This window comes from Arthrobacter sp. TMT4-20 (genome assembly GCF_054510775.1).
In genome coordinates, this window is record NZ_JBTNDW010000006.1 from 37,463 (window position 1) to 61,974 (window position 24,512).

The window sequence follows — 24,512 nt, forward strand, 5'->3', positions numbered from 1 at the left end:
GAACGATCACCGGGTACCGGCAGGCCAACGGGCGAGGATGAACTACCCAGGAAAATCTGGGAAGGTAGGGGTATGTCAACACCCGCGCCAGGATCATCAGTCAGCACTGTCCTCTATGAGGAGCGGCTGTGGCCCGCCCTCTGGATCTGGCTGGTCGCGGCGGGAGCGGCAGGTGCATCGGTGGTCACGTTTGCTCCGATCAATCTCACCACCGGGTTCATTGCTGCGACTGTGGTTGCAGTGGTCCTCGGCACCCTGTTGGTCCTGTCAACCCCCCGGATCGTGGTGACCACAACACATTTGACGGTGGGGCGGGCCACGATCGAGCGCCGCTTCCTGGGCGGCGCTGCCGCCTACACCGGTGAAGACGCCACCGCGCAGCGAGGGCCGCAGCTCAATGGGATTGCCTACCTGTGTATTCGCGGCTGGATCTCACCGGTTGTCCGGGTGGAGATCACCGACCCGGATGACCCCACTCCCTACTGGCTGACGTCCACCCGGCGACCGGACCGCCTGGTGGCAGCCCTCGCCGGCTGAGGCTTCCTCCCTCGCCGGGCCGATCAGCCTTCGCAGTCGCTGCAGTAGGCAAGCCCGTCTACGTGTTTGGCGATCTGGGAACGGTGCCGGACAAGGAAGCATGACGCACAGGTGAATTCGTCGGCCTGCGCGGGAAGAATCAGCACCTGGATCTCTTCGCTGGAAAGGTCAGCTCCCGGGAGTTCGAAGGAATCCGCTGCCTCGATCTCGTCTTCGTCAACCACAGGTGACTGGTGGCCAGCGCGGTGGGCCTTCAACTCTTCAATTGAGGCGTCCCCGGCGTCTTCGGGGGTGGTACGCGGCGTGTCGTAATCGGTCGCCATAATTGGGGGTTCACTCTCCGGTGTGCTGTGAGATTGGTTAGTCGGGACTGTCCAACGTCGAGTCCAACGCTGACAGCCGGTATTTTGTGCCCGTACGCCAAAGATTGTCGCTGAACAACCCACTCTGATCCCAATCGGCGTCGAAACTTCCGCGCCACACCACGGGTGTAGTAGGCATGTCGGCCTTCAGGTGGCAGAGTTTCAGGGTAAGGAAGCATTGTCGGCTCGGAGGATTTTCATGCAGGAACTACGGCTGGTGGGTGTTCACGAGGACGGCGGACACCTGCACTTGAACGGTGAGGACGGCTCCAACTTCAGCCTGCCGATCAACGAAGCGCTGCGCATGGCGGTCACCCGCCCAATGGAACAGCACAAGATCAGCACTCCACCTCCCCCCGCAGGCAAACCAATTGTTCCGCTCTCACCCCGCGATATCCAGTCCCGCATCCGCAGCGGTGCCACTGCCCAGGATATCGTCGACGAGTCCGGCCAGGACCTTGCGCAGGTGCTCCGATATGAAGGGCCAGTGCGAGCCGAACGCGACTATATGGCCATTCTGGCCCAGCGGGTGGAGGTTTCCTCTGCCGTGCCTTCGAACGACGGCTACCGGTCAGCCTTCGGGGAAAACCCCGCCCAACTCGGCGACATGGTCGCATACCGGTTGCAGGCGTATGGGGTCGATGCCAACGCTGTTGAGTGGGATGCCTGGCGACGCCAGGATGGACTCTGGAACGTGGTGGCACGTTTTGATCTGGCACCAGACACCCGGGTCACCGTTGGAGAGGAACCTCCCGCTCAGTGGACGTTCAACCCCAGCCGGAAAACCGTCCTGAACACCAACCGGTGGGCCCAGTTGCTCAGCGAACTGGAACCGCTCGACGGCCCCCTGCCCACACGGCGGCTCAGCGCCGTTGCTGATCATGTCTTCGACTTTGAAGCGCAGAAAACCCCTGAGGCTGCACCCGAAGAGGAAGAAGCCTCAGACAACCTGCTCGACGTCCTCCGGTCCCGCCGTGGCCAGCGTCTCGGCGTGGACGAGGACGGCGATGACGCCCTGGCTCATCTGCTGGCCAAGGGGGCGATCCCGGCAGCCCATCCCCGCCCCACGGAGGACGATGGGACGGAAACCCCAGCCTCAACTGATGACGACGACGTCGAGCCACGCAAGTTCGCGGGCCTGAGCCTGGCCCCGTCAGTTGCCGACGACGTCGAGTCCGGCATTGAGGGCAAAGCGACCTACAGCGACGGCACACCAAGACTCTTCGAATCGGTCAGCACCGAAACCCGGGAAATCAGCATTTTTGCCCGCCCCAATCGGCCAGCACAGCCCGGGCCGGAAGCCACCGAACCACGTGAGGATCGCGGTCCCGCTCCCGAGCACGCCTCAGCATCCGATCGATCAGCAGCAGATCGATCGGCGAAACCGGTTGAGGAAGCATCGGATCGCAAGATCCGGCCGAAGCGTTCGAGCGTCCCCAGCTGGGACGAAATCGTCTTCGGCACCAAAAGCGACTAGTCGCAGTGAACGAGTAGATCGCCGGGGATTTCCTGGTTGCCGCTTGCTCCTAGGCGAACGGCAGCAACATCTCGTTGCTTTTCATCGCCGTAGCGGTCCTCAGGGTGACCCTCCGCGTGTGATGGCGCCGGCAGAGTGTTTCATAGCCTGTCACTGGTGCGTGCGGGGACTCGGCAACCGAGCCGCCGGTGAGCGGTAGTTCCGGCTGGAGCGGATCCCGCGGCTCCGAGGCCAGCTCAACGTCGCCGACCACCATCTGGTCGCCCTCAACTACCATGACGCCGTCGACGGTCCTCGCGTTATGGGTTGCCCGGCGCCCGCACCAGCAAAGCGCCTCCACCTGAAGGACCTGGATCCGGTCGGCGAGTTCGATGAGCCGCTGCGAACCGGGAAAGAGCCTGGTGCGGAAATCGGAGGTGATACCGAACGCGAACACGTCGACGTCCATCTCGTCGACGATACGGGCCAGCTGATCGATCTGCTCGCCCAGATAAAACTGGGCCTCGTCGCAGATGAGGTAGTCCACCCGTTCAGCTGACGTCCGGCGCCTGACAATTTCGGCCCAGAAGTCGGTGGTGTCGGTGACTTCCACCGCTGCGGTCTGTAACCCGAGCCGGCTGGAAATCATTGCCTCCCCCGCCCGGTCATGGGAGCTGAAGAGCAGACCGGCCCGGCCGCGGGCGCGGTGGTTGTGGTCCATCTGCAGCGCCAGGGTGGACTTCCCGCAGTCCATGGTGCCGGAGAAAAAGATCAGCTCAGCCACGGGTGCCCTTCCCTCCCGGGCGGTTCAGGGTCAGGAGTGGGACTTCCCGCTCGGCCCGGGTGAGCGAGCCATGCTGGCCGACCACTTCCATGGCCGACGCGGAGGTCCGACGGCGATCGTATAACGCGATGGGCTCCCGCGCCGCGATCATGAGGTCTCCGATGCGGGGCAGCACTCGCTGATCGACCTCGCCAAACAGGCCCGCGTCAACGGCCTGGTCGCGGGTGAAGATCCATGCGAGCCGGCCGTAGGCGTCCCGCCACGCCGCCAGGAGTCGTTCCTGCCCTTGGGGGGACAGGCCCGGTTCAAAGTACAAGTGGAGCATCCGCGGCTCGCCAGCGGTGTGGGCCACCCCGTCGATGAGTTGCGGTTGGGTGGAGAAATCGTGGCGGTGGTCGACGTCGACGTCGACCATCCCGTGATCGGCGGTGAGCAGCAACAGCGTATCGGACGGTACGCGTGCCGCGAGGGTCCTGATCGCTGAGTCAACATCCTCCAACTGGTTGCCCCATTCGGCCGAGCCGCAGCCGTAGCGGTGGCCGGCCTTATCCATCTCGTTGAAATACAGGTAGACCAGCGCCCGGTCGGAGGCAGCGAGTTGCTCATGGGCGCCGCGCACCCGGGCCTGGAGTGTTCCCGCCGCCACATAACTGCCGCCCCGCAACGCCGCTCTGGTCATTGCAGAGTCGGCGAATTTGGGGAGGGACACGCTGACCACCGGGAGCTGCCCGGCCGCCTGCTCAAAGACTGAGGGATACGGTTGCCACTGCAGCGGGTCGACTCCCGGGTCCCACCCGCCCAACATGTTGACGACTTTCCCCTGCTCCGGGTCCAGCACATCGTAGCCAACCAGCCCGTGCTTGCCCGGCGGCAGGCCGGTGCCCAGGCTCCCGAGGGATGCGGCTGTTGTTGAGGGGAAAGCCGAGTTGAGGGTTCGTGCGCCGTCCAGATGGCGGCGCAGGAACGGCGCGTGACCGCCGCGTTTCTTCAGCAATGAGGAGCCGAGCCCGTCGACCACCACCACACACACTCGTGAGGCCGTGGGCAAGCCCAGGGCGTTGAGGAAGGGGCCGGACGCTGAGTCCAGTCCCAGGGCCGCCGCCGCGCTGGTGAAGACCTCGGCGACGGTGCTGCGCCCATAGGGCGGCGCCGCCGGAAGAGGCTCCCGGTGTTCGGTCAGGGATTCCACCAGCGGCTAGCCCTGGTGGTGGGTTCGGCTGAAGCGGGCGCCGAGGCCGGGCTGCCTGCGCGGCGTCGGGCTGACGGTGCTCCCGGCACCCGGCATCACCGGGTTGGCTGTGTTGACCTTCCGCAGGGCCCTGGCGAATGATTTCGCGTTCTGGACCGCCTGCATACCGTCGGCCTCAGCGCTGACGCGCAGCACGATGTCTTCCTGGGAAATGGTGCCGGTGTACCCGTGGTCGGCGTCGCACTGGGGGTCGCTGCACCCGGCCGGACCCATGTCCAGGCGCTGCCCGCCGGACCAGGCAATGGCGAGGGTCAGCTCCCGAGCCTGGTCGGAAGGCTTGTAGTCCTGGGGCTGGGCGTAGAGGTAGCTGAGGACCACTGAGCGGATCTGGCTGACCGGGACGGACTCGGTGGAGACCTGGGCCATCATCTGCTGCCCGTCCTCGTCCAGCTGCTGGTCGTCGACGTGGGTGATCACCAGCATGTCCTCGGTGAGAACCAGCACGGTGATATGGCGGTGAACCTCGTTGCGTTCGAAGTGGGTTTCGAGGTGCACCACATGGGAGAGCGGTTCCCGACCGTCAAGGGCGTCGTGCACCGTGTCTGCCACCAGGCGCGGATAAAATCCTGCCCGTTCCAGGGAGGCGTCGAGGCTGCGGCGTTCAGCGGAAAGCGATGTCATACCTCCAGTTTCCCCCACCCGGGCACCCGCCACCTAACCCGGCGACCGGTAGGGCGCGCCGTTCACCCAGGACGGCGGCCGGCGTCGTCGTTAGTCCCGCATGGCCCGTCGTGCACTGTCGGTGCGACGCTGCGGGTTGCCGACCATAATGTCGGTGCTGAGGATGACCAGTCCAGTGGCCGAGACCAGCACCGGGTTGAACTCAAGCAAAGCGATCTCCGGGTGGTGGTCCTTGAGGACAGCCACCCGGCTGATCAGGTTTTCGATCGCGGCGATGTCGGTCGCCGGCAGGCCCTGGTAGCCAAACAGTTTGCGGGATGCGCGCGGGCCGCGGACCAGATCGGAAACGTCGACGGCGGATAGCGGCGGGATGCTGTGCGCCCAGTCATCGAGAAGGTCGACGGCGTCGCCTGCCAGTCCGAAGGACAGCACCGGCCCCAGCAGGGGATCTTCAATTGCGCGGAGCGTACAGGCCTGTCCGGAGGGCGCCATGGACTGCACCTCCATTCCGCTGACTCCGAAGGGTGCTAGGACCTTCTCCATCTGCGAAATGTTCTGGCGGAGGGATTCTGCGTCCTCGATGTTCAACCGGACGCCCCCAAGGTCGAGGCGGTGCCGTAGATGTTCGTCGACGGTTTTGATGACCACCGGCCACCCGAGCCGGTCAGCGGCTTCGACAGCCTCATCGGCTGTCGCGAAGCGGACGGCGGGTAGCAGGGAGATGCCGTAGTGGCCGAGCAGGGTGGCCGACTCGGCCCCGTCCAGCCGGGTCAGGCCATCGCCGTCGACCCGGAGCAGCGCCTGCTGCAGCACCGCAGACGCGGCATCGGAGTCGATGTCAGCCGGTTCGTGGAAGCCGCCGCTGTCCCGGGAGCGCCATCGGGCATAGGTCACCACTGCGCCGAGGGCGGCGACGGCGGCCCCCGGTCCCGCGTAGCAGGGCACCCCACGCTGGCTTGGCACCGCGGCGTCCCCGTCGGCTGACGCCAGCGGGTTTCGGGGTGAAGCCAATAGCCCATCTGATTGCACAGCCGGGTCCAGGATGCCAGCAAAGGAGGCGACAAGAGGCTTGTTGGCTGTCTCGGCGCAGTCCCGCAGGCAGTCGGCAATGGCCTCGACTGTCAGCCCGGGCGCCGGGAGCAGGGCGACAACGGCCGAGTGCACTTCGTCGTCGGACAGCGCGTCGAGAACTGCCGCGCGCAGGACTGGCAGCGCAATGGACTGCCCGGTGTCCAGATCGATGTCCGTCACCAGCCGCCGCACGTCGAGGGACTGGGCAGCGGCGGCGTCGGCGACCACCTTGCCGAGAGCCAGCGAATTACTGAAAACGGCGAGCGCTGGACCGGCCGGGAGGGGCTGGCTGACGAGAATCTGGGCAATGTCCACCAACTGGGCAGTCGTTTCCACCCGGATGACCCCCGATTGCCTCAGCATTGCGTCGAGCGCCCCCGAGGGCGCCTGGGTGGTGCGGACGGCGTGGCCGGGCGGTAGTTGCAGGCCCATCACATCGGACTTCGCGACGATGACCGGTTTGGTCTTCGCCAGCCGGCGGGCAATCCGGGAAAACTTGCGTGGGTTGCCCACCGACTCCAGGTAGAGCCCCACGGCGCGGGTGGACGGGTCATCCTCCCAGTACTGCATTGCGTCATTGCCCGAGATATCGGCCCGGTTGCCGGCAGACACGAAGGAGCTCAGGCCCAGTCCGCGGCGTCCTGCCGCCGCATACAACAGCACTCCGATCGCCGCTGACTGGCTGAACAAACCCAGTGCACCGGCGGCCGGCAGTGCGGGGGCCATCGAGGCATTGAGCCTGACCTCCGGGTGCGTGTTGACCAGGCCCAGAGATGCCGGGCCGACCACCCGCATGCCGTAGGCCCTCGCACGATGCACCAGGGCCCGCTGCCGGGCCAGCCCTTCGGCGCCGTCGTCGGCGAACCCGGCGGTCGCCACGAGGAGGCCCTTCACCCCGGCCACGCCGCACTGATCCACGACCGACGCCACCTGGTCATAGGGGACGGCGATCACGGCTAGTTCGACCGGCCCCGGGACTTCGCCGATGGAGGCGAACGAAATCATGCCCGCCAGTTCGAAAGCCTCGGGATTCACCGCATACACGTCACCGGTGTAGCCGCCATCGATGATGTGTTCCAGGAAGGAATACCCGACGGTCCCCCACTCGCGGCTGGCACCGATTACAGCGACCGACGACGGCGAGAGCAGTCCGGCGACGCTGCGTGCCTCGGCGCGGTGTTCCCGGGACTCCATCACGGCGCGTGACTTCTCGGTGGGGTCGATGTTGAACTCCAGCATCACCACGCCGTCGTCGAAGCGCCGTTGCACCTCGTAGCCGGCCTCGGCGAAGACGGTGATCATCTTGCGGTTTTCCGGCAGGACCTCTGCCGAGAACCGGCTGATGCCGTTCTCCCGGGCAGCCGCGGCGAGGTGTTCGAGCAGGATCGACCCCAACCCCCTGCCCTGGTGGGCATCAGAGACGTTGAAGGCGACCTCGGCTTCGGTGGGGTCATCGAGCCGGTCGTACCGCCCAATACCCAGAATGTCCGTACCGCGGGTGACGACGAACGCCACGCGGTCCCGGTGGTCCACCTCAGTGAATCGTTTGAGCTCTTTGTTGCTCAGCGAGGACTTGTAGGTGAAGAACCTCAGGTAGATCGAGTTCTCGGACTGTTGCATGTGGAAGTGCTGCATTGCTGGCGCATCATCGGGCGAAATCGGCCGCAAATGTGCAGTGGCGCCGTCCCGCAACACGACGTCGGCCTCCCAATATTCCGGGTAATGTCCGTCAGCCGCCATAGACTCACCCTAGTGGGCGTTCGGCGTTCACGTCATTACCCTTGGCAGCACCTACCCTTTTTCACAACCCGAGGACCATCCGATCATGGCCAGGCGCCAAAGCACAGCAGCCCCGGTGGATTACACCGAGAACATCATCGACATTGACGTCACTTCCGAAATGGAAGGCTCTTTCCTTGAGTATGCGTACTCGGTGATTTACTCCAGGGCCCTACCCGATGCCAGGGACGGGCTGAAACCCGTGCAGCGGCGCATCCTGTACATGATGACCGATATGGGGCTGCGCCCGGACCGTGGCCATGTGAAGTCCGCCCGGGTCGTGGGCGAAGTGATGGGTAAGCTCCACCCGCACGGCGACGCCGCGATTTACGACGCAATGGTCCGCATGGCACAGGACTTTTCGCTGCGCCTGCCCCTGATCGATGGGCACGGCAACTTCGGGTCACTCGATGACGGCCCGGCCGCCCCCCGCTACACCGAGGCCCGCCTCGCCGCGGCGGCCCTCACCATGACCGACCACCTCGACGAAGACGTGGTGGACTTCGTCCCGAACTACGACAACCAGCTCATGCAGCCGGAGGTGCTCCCCGCCGCCTTCCCCAACCTGCTGGTCAATGGGGCGACCGGCATCGCCGTCGGTATGGCGACGAACATGGCCCCCCACAACCTGGGCGAGGTAATCGCGGCAGCCCGGCACCTGATCGCCAACCCTGACGCCGGGCTCGATGACCTGATGCGTTTCATCCCCGGACCGGACCTTCCCAGTGGCGGTAAAATCGTGGGGCTTGAGGGTGTGCGGGACGCCTATGCGACCGGCCGGGGGTCCTTCAAAACCAGGGCCACCGTGGGAATCGAGCAGCTTTCCGCCCGGCGCACCGGCCTCGTGGTGACTGAGCTGCCCTACACGGTGGGCCCCGAAAAGATCATCGAGAAGATCAAAGACGCCGTCACATCGAAGAAGCTCCAGGGCATCTCCGACATTGTGGACCTGACCGACCGGCGTCACGGGCTGCGCCTGGTGATCGAGCTGAAGAACGGCTTCAACCCCAACGCCGTGCTGGCCCAGCTGTACCGGTACACGCCGATGGAGGATTCGTTCGGCATCAACAATGTGACCCTCGTTGACGGTCAGCCCCGGACACTCGGCCTGGTGGAGTTGCTGCAGGTCTACATCAAGCACCGACTGTCGGTGGTCCGCCGCCGCACCGCCTACCGGCTGGGACGCAAGAAGGACAGGCTTCACCTGGTCGAGGGTCTGCTGATCGCGATCGTCGATATTGACGAGGTCATCCAGATCATTCGCTCTTCGGATGAGTCGGCCCAGGCCCGGGAACGGCTGATGTCGATCTATGATCTGACCGAGCTGCAGGCGAACTACATTCTTGAGCTTCGGCTGCGTCAGCTGACCAAGTATTCACGCATCGAGTTGGAGAAGGAGCAGGACGAACTGCGCCGGGAGATTGCCCTGCTGGAGGAACTGCTCGGCTCGGAAGAGAAGCTGCGTGCCCTCCTGTCGGAGGAACTTGCAGAGGTGGCGGCGAAGTTCGCTACCCCCCGTCGCACGGTGTTGCTGGAGTCCGAGTCCAGTGCACCACTGAAGGGCACGGTGATGCCCGCGGCAATATCGCCCGGCGGGAAAACGACGCCATTACCCCTGGAAATTGCTGACGATCCCTGCTGGGTGATCCTGTCGACGTCGGGACAGCTGGCACGCACCGCCGACCAGGAACCGTTCGGTGAGGGCGGGCAACGGGTCAAGCACGACGTGTTCAGTTCGGTGATTCGTTCAACGGCGAGGGCGGAGGTTGGAGCGGTCACCTCGGCCGGGCGAATGCTGCGCCTTCAGGTGATGGATATGCCTGCTCTCGCACCAACCGCCGGGATTCCCAATTTGGCGGGCGGCGTACCGGCGCAGGAGTTCATGACCCTGCTGCCCGGAGAATCCCTGGTGGGGTTGGCACCGCTCGACGCGGTAATCGCCCTGGGCAGTGCGCAGGGCGTGGTGAAACGGGTTGCCCCCGAGTATCCACTGAACCGCGACGAATGGGAGATCATTTCCCTCAAGCCCAAAGACAAGGTGGTGGGCCTGGCCGCGGCCAGTGACCAGGACCTGCTGGTCTTCATCACGGCCCAGGCGCAACTGCTGCGCTTCCCCGCATCGACCGTCCGTCCGCAGGGCCGCACCGCCGGTGGTATGGCAGGCATCAAACTGGGATCCGGTGACTCGGTCATCCACTTCGGCGCTGTGGGTGCCGAGGATTCGGCCGCCGTCGTCGTGACGATTGCCGCCGCGAGCGGAGCGCTGCCGGGCACCTCGGCTGGATCGGTCAAGGTGACCGATTTCGCGGAGTATCCGACCAAGGGTAGGGCTACAGCGGGGGTCCGGGCCCACCGGTTCCTCAAGGATGAGGACATCCTGCTGCTCGCCTGGGCCGGACACGGTCCGGCAAAAGCCGCGTCAGCTTCCGGAGTATCCAGGGCCCTCCCCACCGAACACGGGCGCCGTGACGGTTCTGGTGTCACCCTGAGCCAGTCAGTCGACTCGATCGGACCCAGCCTCGTCTAGGGTTAGCCCCGGTCTAGGGTTGGCCCCGGCTATGGTTGGCCGGGGCCAACCGCGTCCATGGTTTAGATGCGCAGTTCGTACACCCTGACCCGGTGGGTGGCTTCGTAACCCAGACGTTCGTACAGGCCAAGGGCACCCGACGGGTTCTCGGTATCGACGCCCAGGCCAGCGTGCTCGATGCCGTCAGCTTTGAAGCGGCGCATCGCCTCGACCAGCAGGGCCGGGGCGAGCCGCAGGCCCCGCCATTTCCGCCGCACTCCCAGCAGGTCGGTGTAGCCCTCGGTGTGGCCCAGCAGTTCCCCGGACGCGGGATCGTAACTGGCCAGCTGGTAGGCAGCCACTTCGCCGGACGCCTCGTCCACCACCGCGAGGCTCCATTCGGGTTTGAACTCGGGGTGCGTCACTGTGAACCGCCAGGACTCCTCGTCGCGTGGTTCACTCCCCCAGTGGTCCTGGAACGCCTCGTTGTGGGCGAGCCGTACCGCCTCGGACAGATCGTCCGAGAACGTGACAATCTGCAGTCCGGCTGCAATATCGACTTCGGGGATCTCCGCCTGCAGCGGACGGGTCATCTCCGTGAAATACCTGACGACGGCGTTGCCGGTAGCTTCCATCAGCGCCAGCTGGGATGGCACCCGTTCCTCCGCGTAGGTACGCAGCACTCCTTCCCCGGCGCCGTCGTCGTCCAACCTGCGACGCGCGCGCCCCGCCTGCCAGGAGTAGAGTGCGGTACCGATCCCCTGCCGGCGCCTGGCGGGGTCCACCCCACCCATACTGTGAACCACAGTGGACCCGGGATTCCGCTGGATTACCCCAACGGCGCGGGGCACACCCGCATCGTCGAGACCCAGGATGGTGTCCTTTGCCGGGTCGGTTTTCGATGAGCCCAGTATCTGCTCCAGGTCGGCCCGCTCCTCCACCCAGTCCGGCTGGTCTTCCTTGGCCATCCGGTGCAGCAGCTCATGCCAACTACCCAGATCCTTAGGCGTGATGGCACGCCAATGCAGCGGCGTGCCGGAGGGAAAGAAGTCCGATTCTGGCTTTGTCATGGCAAAAGCCTAAATCACCGGGACGGTCAACCATCGGCTGAGCAACCGACATCTTGTTCTACCGCATGTAGAACCTTGGCGAAAAAGAGAGTAGATTTGAAGTACTCATCCACAATTTTAGCGAAGGACTTGCATGGCCACCCTCGGAGAACTCGAACGCACAGTGATGGATTTGCTGTGGGGCACCCCCGGGGCACTGACCGCGAACGCACTGCGCGACATGCTGGCGTTGGCGACGAAGGAAGCCGTGGGCAAGGAGCTCGCCGTCACGACAGTCCTGACTGTCCTCTCACGGCTGGAGAAGAAGGGGCTCGTGGAACGGGAGCGGGAAACCCGCCCGCACCGCTACCGTGCGATCACCAGCCGGGAGGAACACACCGCCGAGTTGATGCACGAAGTCCTCGTCACCGCCCCTGACCGGGAAGCAGTCCTGGCACGGTTCATCGGAAGCGTTTCCGACAGCGAGGCACAGGCTCTGCGCAAACTGCTCGGCAGCTGAACGGATGTTTTGGGCCGCCCATTTTTTGGCCGGGCTCGCCGTCGTCCTCGCCTGGCCTGCGCCGGTAGCCCTGTCTCGGGCAAAGTGGCCCACCCGTTCACCGTTTACGGCGATGATTCTGTGGCAGGCGATCGCCCTCGCGGGCGGACTGTCAATGATTGGCGCGATGCTGGTCTGGGGTCTCGACCCGCTCGGCGACAACCTGGTGGAAGCCCTTGGCCGCTTCGGCGACATGGCGTTTGCCAACCAGCCGGTCGACACGCTCGGCCTGGTCCACGTCTTCGCCCTGAGCGCCGCTGGGCTGCTCAGCGCCCACCTGATCTTTACCCTGCTGCTGACCTACGCCAAGATTCGTGGGCAGCGTAAGCGACACCGAGACATGCTGAACCTGCTCAGCTCCCCGGCAGCAAACCGGCCGGCAACGCTGGTGATCAACCATCCCACTCCTGTGGCCTATTGCCTTCCGGGTGGTGCCAGATCAGTGACCGTACTCTCCGACGGGCTCCTCGACCTGCTGACCCCCGCCGAACTCGACGCCGTACTGGTGCACGAGCTGGCACACCTCCACCAGCGACATCACCTACTCCTGTGGGCGTTTGCAGCCTGGCGCGCGGCCCTCCCGTGGCTGCCCACGTCACAACTGGCGCAGCGGGCCGTCAACGAGTTGATCGAGATGCTCGCCGACGACGAGGCTCTGAAGCAGGTTCGGGAGCCAGTCCTGGCCCGGGCGATCGCTATCGTCGCCTCCGGGTCGCTGCCCGACCAGCAGGGCGGCTTCGCCCACGGTGACTCGTTTGCGGTGACGGCGCTTGCTCCCGGTGCGACCCCTGACCAGGATGCTGGTGCCACCCTTAACCGGATTCACCGGCTACTCACTCCGCAGCCGCCCTTGTCGCTGCCCCAGCAGGCGGCCGCCCTCGGTGCCTCGGGACTGCTACTGGGGGCGCCGACGCTACTGCTGATTGCCCCCTGGGTGCTGGGTTAGCGCTGCCTGGCGCTGGTTTTATGAACAATGCTCCCACTGATCGGGCACGGTCACTGGGATTGTCTAAATACTCTCAGTGACCGTCGGTGATCGTTGGGACACTTAGTCGCGGCATCCGGCGCGGCTGGTACAAGAACTGTGGAAATAATCCGCGCCCCAAAGTGGGGGGGGAGCTCGGCGAGCTAATGAGTTGGCTCGTGGCAGGTGCCATGACGAGTAGTCATGGGAGCGGATCGTGTGGCACTATCTGCTCTCTTGAGATACGAAAATGGCAGGTGCCCTCCGTCCAGGACACCCGCCACTTTCAGTTCAGTTCACAAAGAAACTCCGTGAGTCAGGGTATTAGCCGTTGACTCGTACGAAGTATGAACCGCCGAGGTCGGACAGTGGGTGCTCGATGGTGAGGTTTGATCCGTTCATGCCGCTGCTGATGACCTTGCCGTTGCCGACGTAGATGGCAATGTGGCCGGGGCGGACGACGAGATCGCCGGGCGCGGGGCTGGAGACCCGGGTTCCGTACTGGTCGAACTGCAGGGGTCCAAGGTCGCCGACGTTCAGGCCGATGGAGCGCAGAGCGCGTTCGACGAGGATGGTGCAGTCCTGGATGGAACCGAGCTGCCCATAGGCCGAGGCGACCAGTGCTGCGCCAACTCCGCTGGCCGGAGCCGCCTTGGCTACGGGTGCGATCGGGGTGATGGCACCGGAGGCCAGTGTCATCATTGCTGGTGCCGCATCGGCAGCGGGCGCGGCTGGTGCTGGAACTACTGCCGGTGCGGCGGGTGCTGGTGCAGGTGTTGAGTAGAACGCCTGGCTTGCAGTTGCTGCTGGAACGGCGGCTGCACTGACGGCTGCGCCGCCGGTGAGCTGGATCTGCTGACCCGGGTAGATGATTGAAGCGTAGGACAGGCCGTTTTGCGCCAACAGGGTGTCGAGGTTAATACCGTGCAATGCGGCGATCGCTCCCAGCGTGTCTCCGGCTGCGACAGTGTGGACTCCTGTTGCGGGTGCTGAGACTGCTGGCGCGGTGGTTGCTGCGCCCTGGGTGTAGGTTCCTGCGTGGGCGGTCGCTCCGACGGAGAAGACGAGGCTGCCGGTCGCGACGGCGATGATGGCTGGCTTGCCCAGTGCTACGGCCTTGGTCCTGGCCGACTGGGTCAGACCCTCGAGGGCGATGGAGTGGGTGGTGGCGGCGCGGTGGCGTGCCGAAATGGACTGACGTGACATGATTGTTTGCCTCTCCCATGCCTGCGGGGTGAGCTGTCGGGTTCGGATGGGAGTCACCCGGCCGTCCTCTACCTATGGGCTACGCCTGCCATCGCGAACGATGCTGCAGGTCTAGCACTGGATAGTCAGATCGACTTAACCCCGAGGGTCACCGCGTGCGGTGGCCCGGTGGAAACGTGGTTCCCCCGTCCCTGCCATCTGGATTGTGCGAACGGGTCCCGGTGCAGCGGCAGGGCTCGGCATTCTGCGCGGGAATGTCATCTCGGCGGGGTGCCGGGATCACTCGAATGAGAATACCCCACCGTGGTATTGAAGTCACGTTAAGGTAACGGGCTTTTCAAGGATCACCGTACCCGCGGGCCACCGACCCTTCAGGGAACCTATTTCATCTATCGAGCGTTCACGGCGGAGCGGATCGTCGATGATACTTATAAAGGCCGCGCAGAGCGCATGGTCGAGGACGTACCAACGGCCTCATCTGGGTCCGACCAGAACAGGTCGGAGCATTGAAAGGATAGCGCCGTGAACGCCGGAGCCGGACCTCGGAACAGTACCGATGACACCCCTGGGGCAGCTGCCACGGAAGCCCCCGCGGCGGAGTCCACCGTCGCGGATCAGCCGGTTACCTCCGGTGCGGTGCACGGTTATTCCCCGGACAAGGCGGCCTATTTGCGGCGTCTGAAGCGCATTGAAGGACAGGTCCGTGGGATAGCGCGGATGGTCGACGAAGATCAGTACTGCATCGACATTCTCACCCAGGTCGCGGCGGTCAACAGTGCCATGCACGCCGTGAGTTTGGGCCTGCTGCAAAACCACTTGCAACACTGCGTCGTCACCGCAGCCCAAGAAGCCCAAACCACTGGGTCCTCCGAAGCCGTCGACGCGAAGGTCAAGGAAGCAACACAGGCAATCAGCAGACTACTGCGCTGAGCCTTCCGTCGGCGCATATGCGCCCCCAGGCTTCATCAGGTTGGCGTGAGTGGCTTCAATTGGTGAGCCCGGCCGGATGAGCTTCGGGAACGGCCACGAAGACGGTTTCGATTTTCGCGTCGGTGACTTTATCTGCCTCATCTGACAGAAGCACATCCGAGGGTGGTCATCCGTACCCAGAATCGGTGAGATCCACCTCGCGCCCGGGAAATCCGGCCGGACCAGGGAAAAAGTCAGGCGCTCAAAAGCTGGTACCCGGCCTGCTCGACCGCCGAGCGTACTGCTGCTGAGGGAACCACCTGGTTACTGTAAACGGTGACCGTGGAGGTCCCGCCGGACACGAGATCAATCTGGACGTCGGCGACGTCATCAATCCCGCCGACTGCAGAGCTAACCCGGGACGCGCACGACCCACAGGTCAGGCCAGCGACACCGAAACTGGCGCTGATGCTGCCAGCCTGGGGAACCGTTTTGGCTTTGCTGTCCTGGGGGGCGCAGCAGGCACATCCGGAAGATGATGTGTCGGTCAGGGTCAGTTCGGAAGAAGTGCCACACATGAGGGTCTCCAAAAATGAGGAATGGTTGTTCGAGAATCAGCGGGTGTAGCCATCCGGGGTCATTCACGTTGGCTACAGCTGCTTGAGGGACCTTCTGGGAGTAAGCGGCCCATCTAGGGCCGGACTTCCCACTTGGGTACTCATAATGTATACCCCCTAGGGGTATGTGTCAAGGGTTGATCCGGGTACCCGGATCCCGCAGCGACTGAAGTCACCCTGGGACCGATTGGGACCTAAGACTCTACTTGTGGGCCGACGCTAGGCGGAGACTGGAAATCATCTCGAGGTGAAAGGTATCCGGCATGATGTGGGGTTATGGGCAGGGATCAGCGTGGATGTGGCTTTGGGGCGTCCTCCTGATCGTTGGGATTGTGCTGTTGGTACTGCTCGCAGTCAGGGTCCTTGGCAACGGAGGCCGTGTCGGATACGCGTCACGGGATGCCTCAGGGGTGGGCGGCCCGCCCCACGGCCGGAGCACTGCCCACCAGATCCTGGACGAGCGCTTCGCGAAGGGAGAACTCACCGCCGACGAGTACCGCGAACAACTCGAAGTTCTCGGTGAGGGCCCGTAGCAAACCCCCCATCAGCCGCCGCCAAGCGCTGCTACTGGGGGGACTCGGCATCGCGGGGACGGCGACTGGAGGTGCAGGCCTGATCTGGACGCTAACAACGCGGGAGCCACCCGTCACGGGAAGCGAACTAATCCAACCTCCAGAGTTACGAAGCAACAACGGTCAGCTACAGGTACGGCTGGAAGCCGCACCGGGACAAATATTGCTGGCCGGCCGACAGGCCGCAGCCCTCGGTTACAACGGGGGTATCCCCGGCCCGACACTCCGCGTACAAGCTGGCGATGTCCTCAAGATCAGACTCGTCAACAACCTGGACCAGCCCACCAACCTGCACGTTCACGGGCTTCACGTTTCTCCCGAAGGCAATGGGGACAATGTCTTCATCTCAGTCGAGCCCGGCAACACCTTCAACTACGAATACAAACTCCCAGAGGATCATCCACCTGGCGTGTACTGGTACCACCCACACCACCACGGCATGGTCGCCGATCAGATCTTCGCCGGGCTCTTTGGAGCAATCATCGTTGAGGATGTGGAACCCATCGAGGTGAGTACGGAACGGGTACTGGTCATTTCGGACACCACCCTGGACGGACTGGGAAACATCGTCGCAGTCCCGGCGATGGAACGAATGATGGGCCGGGAAGGTGAACTGATCCTGGTCAACGGGCAAAGCAACCCGCAATTCAGTGCCCGCCCCCGGCAACGGGAACGGTGGCACATCATCAACACGTGCGTGTCCCGTTACCTCCGCCTACAGGTCGACGAGGGGCAACTGCAGCTTCTCGGCATTGACTCCGGGCGCCTGCCAACACCCGAGAACGTGGATCGACTTCTCCTGCTGCCCGGAAACCGGGCCGATCTTCTCATCTCCATCCCGGCCGGTGATTCCGTGCTCCGAGCGTTCTACCAGCGCCGGGGAAGGGCGCCAGGAATGACGGGACGGGAATCCGGAGCACGCAACAACCCGGCCGACCGCCCCGACGGCTTCGCGCTGGCCACCCTCCACGTGTCCGGCGAACCGGTCGCATCCCTGACAGCCCCGACCACGCAAAAGGGACTGGGAGACCTGAGGTCAGCCCCCATCGCGGCACGCCGGGAAATCGTCATGGCCGGCGGGGGCATGGGCGGGGGCATGGGCATGATGCGTTTCACCATTAACGGCAATGAATTTAACCGGGACAGAACAGACACAACGGTAGCGGCCGGGAATGTGGAGGAATGGACGCTGACCAACACGAGCCCCATGGACCACCCGTTCCACCTGCACGTCTGGCCGATGCAAATTATTGAAGAAAACGGTCAGGTAGCGAACACAACGATATGGCGGGACGTGGTGAACGTGCCCGCCAACGGAAGTGTCAAAGTTCGGGTGGCTTTCAACGATTTCCGCGGACGCTCCGTCTACCACTGCCACATCCTGGATCACGAAGACCTCGGCATGATGGGGACCATCGAAGTCCGCTGACAAATCCGTAGCAAGACTTATCCGACTGACCTTGTGCCCTTGGCGGGACTTGACCCCACGAGGGGTCAGGCGTCAATCCGCTCCCGGTCCAGGGAGGCGGCGCCAGCCACGATGAAATCCTTGCGCGGGGCGACGTCGCTGCCCATCAACAGATCGAACACCCGCTCAGCCGATTCGGCTTCCTGGATCCGCACCCGCCGAAGAGTCCGGTGCCTCGGGTCCATGGTGGTTTCCGCCAGCTGCTCGGCGTCCATCTCACCGAGCCCCTTGTACCGCTGGATGGGTTCCTTGTAACGCTTGCCCTGCTTTTCCAACTCTGCCAGCAGCCGGGAGAGTTCCTGCTCGGAGTAGGTGTAGATGGTGTCGTTCGTTTTGGACCCGTGGTTGACCACCTCGACCCGGTGCAACGGCGGGACCGCCGCATACACCCGGCCGGCGTCTACGAGCGGCCGCATGTACCGGAAGAAAAGGGTGAGGAGCAGGGTGCGGATGTGGGCGCCGTCAACGTCGGCGTCGGTCATCAGGATCACTTTCCCATACCGCGCTGCGTCCAGCTGGAAGCTGCGGCCCGACCCGGCGCCCACCACCTGGATCAGCGCCCCACACTCGGCGTTGGCGAGCATGTCCCCCACCGATGCCTTCTGTACGTTCAGGATCTTGCCCCGGATGGGTAGCAACGCCTGATAGTCGGAGGAGCGGGCGAGCTTGGCGGTGCCCAGCGCGCTGTCACCCTCGACGATGAACAGTTCGGACCGTTCGACGTCGTCAATCCGACAGTCGGCCAGCTTCGATGGCATTGAGGACGTTTCCAGGGCGTTTTTTCGCCGCTGGGTTTCCTTGTGTACCCGCGCGGAGATCCGGGATTTCATCTCGGCAACAACTTTTTCCAGCAGGAGCGCGCTCTGGGCCTTGTCGCCCCGGGCCGTGGAATTGAGCTTGGCCAGAATCTCCTTTTCGACCACTTTCGCGACGATTGCCCGCACCGCGGAAGTGCCCAGGATTTCCTTGGTCTGGCCCTCAAATTGGGGCTCTGCCAGACGCACGGTCAGGACCGCTGTCAGTCCGGCGAAGACGTCATCCTTCTCGATCTTGTCGTTGCCGGCCTTGAGCTTTCGAGAGTTGGCCTCGATCACTTTGCGGAAGGACTTCAGGAGGGACTGTTCGAAACCGCTCTGGTGGGTGCCGCCCTTGGGAGTGGCAATGATGTTCACGAAGCTCTTCACCGTGGTGTCGTAGCCGATCCCCCAGCGCAACGCGATGTCCACCTCGCAATCGCGTTCCACCTCGGCGATCTCGCTATGCCCGTTCTCGCCCAGCACCGGCACCGACTCCTTGAACCGGCCTGAGCCGTGCAGGCGCCACACATCAGTCACCGCGCTGTCCGCTGCGAGGAAGGTGGTGAACTCCGAGATTCCGCCGTCGTGCTGGAAGACTTCCTCCAACGCTCCCGCCTCGGCTGCGGTGCCAGGGAGGCGCCGCTCGTCACGGAGGGTGATCCTCAGCCCTGGGACCAGGAAGGAGGTTTGGCGGGCCCGTGCCTGGAGTTCCTCGTAGGAGAATTTTGCGTCCGGGGTGAAGATTTGCCGGTCAGCCCAGTACCGGATCCGGGTACCTGTCACACCCCGTTTGGTGGTGCCGACCACCTCGAGCCGGGAGCTTTCGAGGAACGGTTCGAACTTGGCGGTCGGTGACGGTGACTTCGCGTCCAGGAAACGGCCAGGTTCGCCACGCCTGAACGACATCTGGTAGGTCTTGCTACCGCGGTCAACCTGGACATCCAGCCGGGCTGACAGGGCGTTGACCACGCTGGCGCCGACACCGTGGAGGCCGCCGGAGGCCGTGTACGAACCGCCACCGAATTTTCCGCCGGCATGCAGTTTTGTGAAGACCACCTCGACGCCGCTCAGACCGGTCTTGGGTTCCGCGTCCACCGGAATGCCCCGCCCGTCGTCGTGAATCTCGACCGAACCGTCCGGGTGGAGTATCACCTTGATGCTTTGGCCGTGTCCGGCGAGTGCCTCATCCACCGAGTTGTCGATGATCTCCCAGAGACAGTGCATCAATCCGCGGGAATCAGTTGACCCGATATACATGCCGGGCCGTTTACGGACGGCTTCAAGGCCTTCCAGGACGGATAGGTGCCGGGCGTTGTATTCGGTGCTTGGTGGCGCCACGTTGGGTGAGACTCCTTGGCAGGGGGTACAGGTGAGAGGCGACACCGGTCTTCGGGCGCCGCGCCGGGGGCCTCCGGACGCATGGCTTAAGCATATTCCCCCACCCGGGTCGTTCGGTTTAGGCGGGCCGCAGATCAAGCGGCAAAGGTGTGACGACGTCGGTCTATGCTACGCGCTCAGCGAAAGACCACCCAGCCTGCAATAGAACGGCAACGAATAGTGGTTATATGAACTACAGGAACCACTAAGGAGGCAATCATGACAACAGCAGTAGCAACCCGCGAAATGTCCGCGCTGGACCGCTGTGACCGCTGCGGAGCCCAGGCCTATGTGCGCGCAGTTCTTCAGTCCTCCGGTGGTGAGCTGCTTTTCTGTGGCCACCACGCACGTTCCGTCGAGTCGAATCTGCGTCCGCTGACGTCCGAGTGGCAGGATGAGACCAACCGTCTGAATGCAGCACCCGGACCGGTAAGCGAAGACTAAGAGCACCACCGACGGGCCGGCAATCCGGACCCGTTAAATCGAAAGTACCCCCACACTGATGTGTGGGGGTACTTTTTGCTATGGGGCTGGTTTCCCAACCCCATAGCGAGTCCTAGTCCAGGTAGTCGCGCAGCACCTGGGACCGCGATGGGTGGCGCAGCTTCGACATGGTCTTCGATTCGATCTGGCGGATCCGCTCACGCGTCACCCCGTAGACCTTCCCGATTTCGTCTAACGTCTTCGGCTGACCATCAGTCAGGCCGAAGCGCATCGCCACGACCCCTGCTTCGCGTTCCGACAGGGTGTCAAGAACCGAGTGCAACTGTTCCTGCAACAGGGTGAAGCTGACCGCATCCGCGGGCACCACTGCCTCGGAGTCCTCAATGAGGTCACCGAATTCAGAATCACCGTCTTCGCCCAGCGGCGTGTGCAACGAAATGGGTTCGCGGCCATACTTCTGGACCTCGACAACCTTCTCGGGAGTCATATCCAGTTCAAGGGCCAGCTCTTCAGGCGTCGGTTCGCGGCCGAGATCCTGGAGCATCTGGCGCTGCACACGGGCCAGCTTGTTGATGACCTCGACCATGTGAACCGGAATACGAATGGTCCGCGCCTGGTCGGCCATGGCGCGGGTGATCGCCTGACGGATCCACCAGGTGGCGTAGGTGGAGAACTTGAAGCCCTTGGTGTAGTCGAATTTCTCGACGGCACGGATCAGACCGAGGTTGCCCTCCTGAATGAGGTCGAGGAACAGCATGCCGCGGCCGGTGTAACGCTTGGCCAGGGAGACAACCAGACGAAGGTTGGCTTCCAGCAGGTGGTTTTTCGCCCGCTTGCCGTCATGGATGACCCATTCGAGTTCGCGGCGTAGTTTCGGATCGAGCGGCTTGGCCGCATCCTTATCGGCCGCCAGCTTCTCCTCGGCGAAGAGGCCAGCCTCGATGCGCAAAGCAAGATCAACTTCCTGCTCCGCATTCAGGAGGGCCACCTTGCCGATCTGCTTCAGGTAGTCCTTGACGGGGTCAGCGGTGGCACCCGCTGAGATGACCTGCTGGGCAGGGGCGTCGTCGTCGTCGGCGTCTGAATAGACGAAGCCAGATCCGGCCTTGGTCTCAGCCTCGGCTGCGGCCCGTTCGGTGGTTTCGGCAGGCTCGACCGGGTTACCGGCGGCGTCAAGCTCGGGGCTATCGTCTTCGACCTCGGCGGCCGCGGCGTTCTGGGCGGCAGCGGCTTTGGCTGCCCGCGCTGATAGCGGCTTGGCAGCAGCGGTCTTCGGTGCCGCCTTCTTGGGGGCGGCCCGGCGTTTGGTGGTCGTTGCTCCGGGTTCTGTTACATCCGGTGCAGTTGTCTTCTTGGCCGACACAGAGAACCTTTCATACGGCGTCTGTGATGTTACCAAGGGGGCAACACCACTATGACCCTGTCAAGTCCGTGAATGAATTCAAGCGGCTAAACGGGGCGTTCCTCATTGAAGTGGAACCGTCCCGCCCTCTGCCCTATTCCCAACCATCCTGCGAAGAATGGCCGATCTGACAGAGTGAAACACTACTTGATACACGAACCCGACCGGGTCTCGGTTCCTATTGTCGCACGATTCATGGGCTTCGATAAATCAGCGACCCACCCAAATCGGCTCCTTCGCAACCGGTTACGCAGCGTGTGGCGCACCATTGCGCCACGCCAGATCCCTGTCGCGTGACCATTCGGCGAGCATGCCGCGAGCCACCACCTCCTCGAGAAGTTCAGCAAGTGAATACCCCGGTATTTCCGCCATGGCTTCACCCAGATAGACATGCGCCCGGGACCCCCGACCCCTGGCCCACTCGATCCAGCCCAGCATGGTGAGCAGGGCGGCGCGTGGTTCGCCCACCGCAACAGCTGACAGCCGACTGAACAGGGTGTGGGCAGCATCAACCTGCCCCCACTGCAGTTGCCCTCTGTATTGCCCGATCAGAACATCGCAGAAGTCCCGCGCGTGAGCCTGTGCGGACTCCATTGGCTCGACGGGCAGCTGCTGGTCCGGGTCGAGGCCGAGCAGCGTCCGCGCCGATGCCGGCAGGTGGGCGGGCCCGGTGCCGGTAGGGCGCACGGTGTTGCCTTCCAGACCGTTCGCTGCGGCCTCCCAGCCCAGCGCTGCAAGGACCAGAACGGCGTCACGGATGGGACGGGAAACCAGTGAGGCGAGGAGATGGGCGGCTACCCCGACCTCGGTGATCGGCACCGTGGATGCGGTGCGGGCCAGCAGGCAGTCCCATAGCCGGAGGGTGGCGGCGGCCTGGTTTGGAGTTGTCCAACGATGCCCAAGTTTCGCCTGCTCGCCTCGACAGAGCTTTGCCAGGTCCGCTGGATCAGTCCACGCCGCGGGAAGGTCCGATTCAACTGCGGCGCCCAGAGAGTCAGCAAAGCTGCTGCCGCGGAAAGTCAGCTCAGCGTTCAACGGGCTCGTCAGGACGCTCTCGATCGAATGCCCCGACGGTGGACAGCAACTCGGGTCAGCGCAGAAGTAGTCCCGCCACATGGTGTCGGTGACCAACCAACCGTCGCGCAATTGCAGCCCCACGCCGTCGAGGCATCGGGTGAGGCTTCGCACCAGGTCCCTGCGGGGTGGCGCTCCGGTGCGGGTCAACGGTTCCCTGGTATAGACGGCCAGCAGTGAACCGTCAGCGGTGGTATCCGAGGCGAGGATTGAACAGACACCTGCGGCGTAGCCGTCCGGATCCAGATTATTCGCCGGAAGGTCCACGCGCAGCGTTGCCCCGACCCGCTTCCCACACATGGTCAGGAGCACGAGGCTTTCTTCCGGCTGAAAACCCAAGGTGTGGAGGATGTAGCTGAGAATGTCAGCAGCAGACGTGACCTTGAAGGGCTGCTCCGGCGGTGGGGATGTTGAAGTCATGGCATGAGCATGGCTGTTGTCACCCCGCTACGGGTCCGGTCTTACCGCCATGTGAATAACTGCACCTGATCCGGCGCTGTCGAGGACTAGTCGGTGCCGATGCGGGCTCACCGTGACGGGTTGTCGTCACCCTCGGTGTCGCCGCCGGCGGGGTCAGCGAGGTCCCCGGCTTTGCGGTCCTCTTCGAGTAGCTGCTCCGACTCGTCTGCGGCCTGTGGACTCGCCAGGTATGCCTCGACCGCCGCACCAATCTCGTCAGCGTCAGCGAGCTCGCTATTGTCCTTCACCAGCAGCGACCGGCGCTCGGCGCTTCCGGCGCGCTCGTCGAAGCGCTTCTCCAGCGTGCTGACTACTCCACTGACCTCGGCAGACCCGTCAACCTGACGGGCGATCTGCCGTTCAACATCCCGGCCTGCCTCACGCAACCGGTCGGTGGGAAGCACCAGGGACGCCGAAGCACCCAGGTATTCCAGGGCCGTGACAGCTGCAGGAGGGTACTCAGCCTCGGCAAGGTAGTGGGGGACGTGTACGACGTAGCCCACGACGTCGTGTCCCGATTCGATCAGACGCAACTCCAGCAGATGCCCCACCGACGCCTGCAGCTCTGCTGTGGGACGCCACGTGTTCATCCCCTCGATCAGGTCCGGACGGTTGCCGTGCACGGTCACGCCGAGGGGACGGGTATGCGGTACCGGCATGGGAATCGAATTGATCCAGGACACCAGGGGAACCTCGAACCGGTCCACAAGACCGGTGACCGCACTAATAAACCGCTCCCACTGCAGATCCGGCTCAAATCCGGCGAGCAGCAGGAACGGAACGCCCATCCCGTCATAGACCCGGTGGAGTTCAAGCCGGGGAGGGTGATAGTCCGCGAGGTGATCCTCGGCGAAGGTGATGCGAGGCCGCCTGCTGCGGTAATCGATCAACTGGTCGGCGTCGAAGACCGCCACCAGCTCGTGATCCAGGGTGGTGAGCATTTCCTCGATGACCTGGGACACCACGTGGCCCGCGTCGACAAATCCGGTGAATCCAGCAAGAAGAGGAAGTCCTCGCAGCTGCTGCCCGTCGATCAGGTCAGCGTTTGCGTTGAACAGAGTCTCTGGATTAAGCATTTCCCCTCCTAACAAGGTTCTCGGCTTTCAGTACCCGCTACAACGTCAGGGGGACGTACATTCATTCCGCCCGACACCAGGTTCCTTTACAGACTACGATCGATGGAGGAAAGGCGCGGTATGACGCGCCTACCCACCTATCTGTCCAGCACATGGAAGTGAGGAACACACCCA

Annotated in this window: 22 protein-coding genes and 1 riboswitch; of the genes, 9 read left to right on the forward strand and 13 right to left on the reverse strand. The window is 63.8% G+C overall.

Features of this window, described 5'->3' with window-relative positions:
- Nucleotides 1-72: 72 nt before the first annotated feature.
- Entirely contained in the window at nt 73-537 is a 465-nt protein-coding gene (locus ACX80Z_RS07435) for a DUF3093 domain-containing protein (RefSeq protein ID WP_019481097.1), read from the forward strand.
- A 23-nt stretch (nt 538-560) separates the two neighbouring features.
- On the opposite strand, the gene ACX80Z_RS07440 is transcribed toward ACX80Z_RS07435, so the two are convergent.
- Nucleotides 561-860 carry a DUF4193 domain-containing protein gene (locus ACX80Z_RS07440; RefSeq protein WP_459304629.1) on the reverse strand — a complete coding sequence of 100 codons (300 nt, stop codon included), beginning with the start codon at nt 858-860 and terminating at the stop codon, nt 561-563.
- A gap of 37 nt (nt 861-897) precedes the next feature.
- On the reverse strand, nt 898-1,038 hold the full coding sequence (locus ACX80Z_RS07445) for a hypothetical protein (protein ID WP_162148071.1): 141 nt from the start codon (nt 1,036-1,038) through the stop codon (nt 898-900).
- Between the two features lie 60 nt (nt 1,039-1,098).
- Here ACX80Z_RS07445 and sepH point away from each other — a divergent pair, with 60 nt between their 5' ends.
- Nucleotides 1,099-2,376 (forward strand): septation protein SepH, encoded by a 1,278-nt coding sequence (gene sepH / locus ACX80Z_RS07450; protein WP_459315442.1) that lies wholly within the window; start codon nt 1,099-1,101, stop codon nt 2,374-2,376.
- A gap of 49 nt (nt 2,377-2,425) precedes the next feature.
- Here the strand turns inward: sepH and ACX80Z_RS07455 are convergent, their stop codons facing one another.
- The 4 genes from ACX80Z_RS07455 to ACX80Z_RS07470 form a co-directional block, all read right to left on the reverse strand.
- Entirely contained in the window at nt 2,426-3,139 is a 714-nt protein-coding gene (locus ACX80Z_RS07455) for a thymidine kinase (RefSeq protein WP_459304627.1), read from the reverse strand.
- Nucleotides 3,132-4,328 carry an alkaline phosphatase family protein gene (locus ACX80Z_RS07460; RefSeq protein WP_459315443.1) on the reverse strand — a complete coding sequence of 399 codons (1,197 nt, stop codon included), beginning with the start codon at nt 4,326-4,328 and terminating at the stop codon, nt 3,132-3,134. Before ACX80Z_RS07460 ends, ACX80Z_RS07455 begins: the two co-directional genes overlap by 8 nt.
- A 6-nt stretch (nt 4,329-4,334) precedes the next feature.
- Nucleotides 4,335-5,009 carry a DUF5998 family protein gene (locus tag ACX80Z_RS07465; RefSeq protein WP_019481102.1) on the reverse strand — a complete coding sequence of 225 codons (675 nt, stop codon included), beginning with the start codon at nt 5,007-5,009 and terminating at the stop codon, nt 4,335-4,337.
- 90 nt (nt 5,010-5,099) lie between these two features.
- The gene (locus tag ACX80Z_RS07470; RefSeq protein WP_459315444.1) at nt 5,100-7,820 is read right to left on the reverse strand and encodes a bifunctional acetate--CoA ligase family protein/GNAT family N-acetyltransferase; all 2,721 of its coding nucleotides are present in this window, start codon (nt 7,818-7,820) and stop codon (nt 5,100-5,102) included.
- 85 nt (nt 7,821-7,905) lie between these two features.
- On the opposite strand from ACX80Z_RS07470, the gene ACX80Z_RS07475 reads away from it, so the two are divergent.
- A complete protein-coding gene (locus ACX80Z_RS07475) occupies nt 7,906-10,386 on the forward strand; it encodes a DNA gyrase/topoisomerase IV subunit A (RefSeq protein WP_024477343.1) in 2,481 nt (826 codons plus the stop codon).
- Nucleotides 10,387-10,448: 62 nt separating this feature from the next.
- Here ACX80Z_RS07475 and ACX80Z_RS07480 read toward each other — a convergent pair whose 3' ends face one another.
- Nucleotides 10,449-11,435, reverse strand: a complete 987-nt coding sequence (locus ACX80Z_RS07480) for a GNAT family N-acetyltransferase (protein WP_459315445.1) — start codon at nt 11,433-11,435, stop codon at nt 10,449-10,451.
- A 133-nt stretch (nt 11,436-11,568) separates the two neighbouring features.
- On the opposite strand from ACX80Z_RS07480, the gene ACX80Z_RS07485 reads away from it, so the two are divergent.
- Together ACX80Z_RS07485 and ACX80Z_RS07490 are read left to right on the forward strand one after the other, a co-directional pair.
- The gene (locus tag ACX80Z_RS07485) at nt 11,569-11,934 is read left to right on the forward strand and encodes a BlaI/MecI/CopY family transcriptional regulator (protein ID WP_019483227.1); all 366 of its coding nucleotides are present in this window, start codon (nt 11,569-11,571) and stop codon (nt 11,932-11,934) included.
- A gap of 4 nt (nt 11,935-11,938) precedes the next feature.
- Entirely contained in the window at nt 11,939-12,919 is a 981-nt protein-coding gene (locus ACX80Z_RS07490; protein WP_019483228.1) for a M56 family metallopeptidase, read from the forward strand.
- Nucleotides 12,920-13,261: 342 nt separating this feature from the next.
- Here ACX80Z_RS07490 and ACX80Z_RS07495 read toward each other — a convergent pair whose 3' ends face one another.
- Entirely contained in the window at nt 13,262-14,143 is an 882-nt protein-coding gene (locus ACX80Z_RS07495) for a C40 family peptidase (RefSeq protein ID WP_459315446.1), read from the reverse strand.
- 3 nt (nt 14,144-14,146) lie between these two features.
- A riboswitch (cyclic di-AMP (ydaO/yuaA leader) is annotated at nt 14,147-14,363 on the reverse strand.
- Between the two features lie 302 nt (nt 14,364-14,665).
- On the opposite strand from ACX80Z_RS07495, the gene ACX80Z_RS07500 reads away from it, so the two are divergent.
- A complete protein-coding gene (locus ACX80Z_RS07500; protein ID WP_459315447.1) occupies nt 14,666-15,073 on the forward strand; it encodes a metal-sensitive transcriptional regulator in 408 nt (135 codons plus the stop codon).
- Nucleotides 15,074-15,306: 233 nt separating this feature from the next.
- On the opposite strand, the gene ACX80Z_RS07505 is transcribed toward ACX80Z_RS07500, so the two are convergent.
- Nucleotides 15,307-15,630, reverse strand: a complete 324-nt coding sequence (locus ACX80Z_RS07505) for a heavy-metal-associated domain-containing protein (protein WP_459315448.1) — start codon at nt 15,628-15,630, stop codon at nt 15,307-15,309.
- Between the two features lie 302 nt (nt 15,631-15,932).
- Here ACX80Z_RS07505 and ACX80Z_RS07510 point away from each other — a divergent pair, with 302 nt between their 5' ends.
- On the forward strand, nt 15,933-16,202 hold the full coding sequence (locus ACX80Z_RS07510; protein WP_459315449.1) for an SHOCT domain-containing protein: 270 nt from the start codon (nt 15,933-15,935) through the stop codon (nt 16,200-16,202).
- A 10-nt stretch (nt 16,203-16,212) separates the two neighbouring features.
- Complete coding sequence (locus ACX80Z_RS07515; RefSeq protein WP_459315515.1) at nt 16,213-17,670, forward strand: multicopper oxidase family protein; 1,458 nt, start codon at nt 16,213-16,215, stop codon at nt 17,668-17,670.
- A 65-nt stretch (nt 17,671-17,735) separates the two neighbouring features.
- Here the strand turns inward: ACX80Z_RS07515 and ACX80Z_RS07520 are convergent, their stop codons facing one another.
- Nucleotides 17,736-19,844, reverse strand: a complete 2,109-nt coding sequence (locus ACX80Z_RS07520; RefSeq protein ID WP_019483235.1) for a DNA gyrase/topoisomerase IV subunit B — start codon at nt 19,842-19,844, stop codon at nt 17,736-17,738.
- 258 nt (nt 19,845-20,102) lie between these two features.
- Between ACX80Z_RS07520 and ACX80Z_RS07525 the strand changes: the two genes are divergently transcribed.
- Complete coding sequence (locus ACX80Z_RS07525) at nt 20,103-20,327, forward strand: DUF7455 domain-containing protein (protein WP_019483236.1); 225 nt, start codon at nt 20,103-20,105, stop codon at nt 20,325-20,327.
- Nucleotides 20,328-20,439: 112 nt separating this feature from the next.
- On the opposite strand, the gene ACX80Z_RS07530 is transcribed toward ACX80Z_RS07525, so the two are convergent.
- From ACX80Z_RS07530 to ACX80Z_RS07540, 3 genes are all read right to left on the reverse strand, one after another.
- Entirely contained in the window at nt 20,440-21,690 is a 1,251-nt protein-coding gene (locus ACX80Z_RS07530; protein WP_019483237.1) for an RNA polymerase sigma factor, read from the reverse strand.
- A gap of 285 nt (nt 21,691-21,975) precedes the next feature.
- The gene (locus tag ACX80Z_RS07535; RefSeq protein WP_019483238.1) at nt 21,976-23,223 is read right to left on the reverse strand and encodes a DUF4192 domain-containing protein; all 1,248 of its coding nucleotides are present in this window, start codon (nt 23,221-23,223) and stop codon (nt 21,976-21,978) included.
- Between the two features lie 107 nt (nt 23,224-23,330).
- Nucleotides 23,331-24,338, reverse strand: a complete 1,008-nt coding sequence (locus ACX80Z_RS07540; protein ID WP_019483239.1) for a proteasome assembly chaperone family protein — start codon at nt 24,336-24,338, stop codon at nt 23,331-23,333.
- Nucleotides 24,339-24,512 lie beyond the last annotated feature (174 nt).

What these genes read in the sequence shown, in the direction of transcription:
- ACX80Z_RS07445 (WP_162148071.1), bottom strand. Translation starts at nt 1,038, where the DNA reads ATGCCTACTACACCCGTGGTGTGGCGCGGAAGTTTCGACGCCGATTGG.
- sepH (WP_459315442.1), top strand. Translation starts at nt 1,099, where the DNA reads ATGCAGGAACTACGGCTGGTGGGTGTTCACGAGGACGGCGGACACCTG.
- ACX80Z_RS07535 (WP_019483238.1), bottom strand. Translation starts at nt 23,223, where the DNA reads ATGACTTCAACATCCCCACCGCCGGAGCAGCCCTTCAAGGTCACGTCT.
- ACX80Z_RS07510 (WP_459315449.1), top strand. Translation starts at nt 15,933, where the DNA reads ATGATGTGGGGTTATGGGCAGGGATCAGCGTGGATGTGGCTTTGGGGC.
- ACX80Z_RS07475 (WP_024477343.1), top strand. Translation starts at nt 7,906, where the DNA reads ATGGCCAGGCGCCAAAGCACAGCAGCCCCGGTGGATTACACCGAGAAC.
- ACX80Z_RS07495 (WP_459315446.1), bottom strand. Translation starts at nt 14,143, where the DNA reads ATGTCACGTCAGTCCATTTCGGCACGCCACCGCGCCGCCACCACCCAC.
- ACX80Z_RS07480 (WP_459315445.1), bottom strand. Translation starts at nt 11,435, where the DNA reads ATGACAAAGCCAGAATCGGACTTCTTTCCCTCCGGCACGCCGCTGCAT.
- ACX80Z_RS07465 (WP_019481102.1), bottom strand. Translation starts at nt 5,009, where the DNA reads ATGACATCGCTTTCCGCTGAACGCCGCAGCCTCGACGCCTCCCTGGAA.
- ACX80Z_RS07485 (WP_019483227.1), top strand. Translation starts at nt 11,569, where the DNA reads ATGGCCACCCTCGGAGAACTCGAACGCACAGTGATGGATTTGCTGTGG.
- ACX80Z_RS07490 (WP_019483228.1), top strand. Translation starts at nt 11,939, where the DNA reads ATGTTTTGGGCCGCCCATTTTTTGGCCGGGCTCGCCGTCGTCCTCGCC.
- ACX80Z_RS07440 (WP_459304629.1), bottom strand. Translation starts at nt 860, where the DNA reads ATGGCGACCGATTACGACACGCCGCGTACCACCCCCGAAGACGCCGGG.
- ACX80Z_RS07470 (WP_459315444.1), bottom strand. Translation starts at nt 7,820, where the DNA reads ATGGCGGCTGACGGACATTACCCGGAATATTGGGAGGCCGACGTCGTG.
- ACX80Z_RS07435 (WP_019481097.1), top strand. Translation starts at nt 73, where the DNA reads ATGTCAACACCCGCGCCAGGATCATCAGTCAGCACTGTCCTCTATGAG.
- ACX80Z_RS07525 (WP_019483236.1), top strand. Translation starts at nt 20,103, where the DNA reads ATGACAACAGCAGTAGCAACCCGCGAAATGTCCGCGCTGGACCGCTGT.
- ACX80Z_RS07540 (WP_019483239.1), bottom strand. Translation starts at nt 24,338, where the DNA reads ATGCTTAATCCAGAGACTCTGTTCAACGCAAACGCTGACCTGATCGAC.
- ACX80Z_RS07505 (WP_459315448.1), bottom strand. Translation starts at nt 15,630, where the DNA reads ATGTGTGGCACTTCTTCCGAACTGACCCTGACCGACACATCATCTTCC.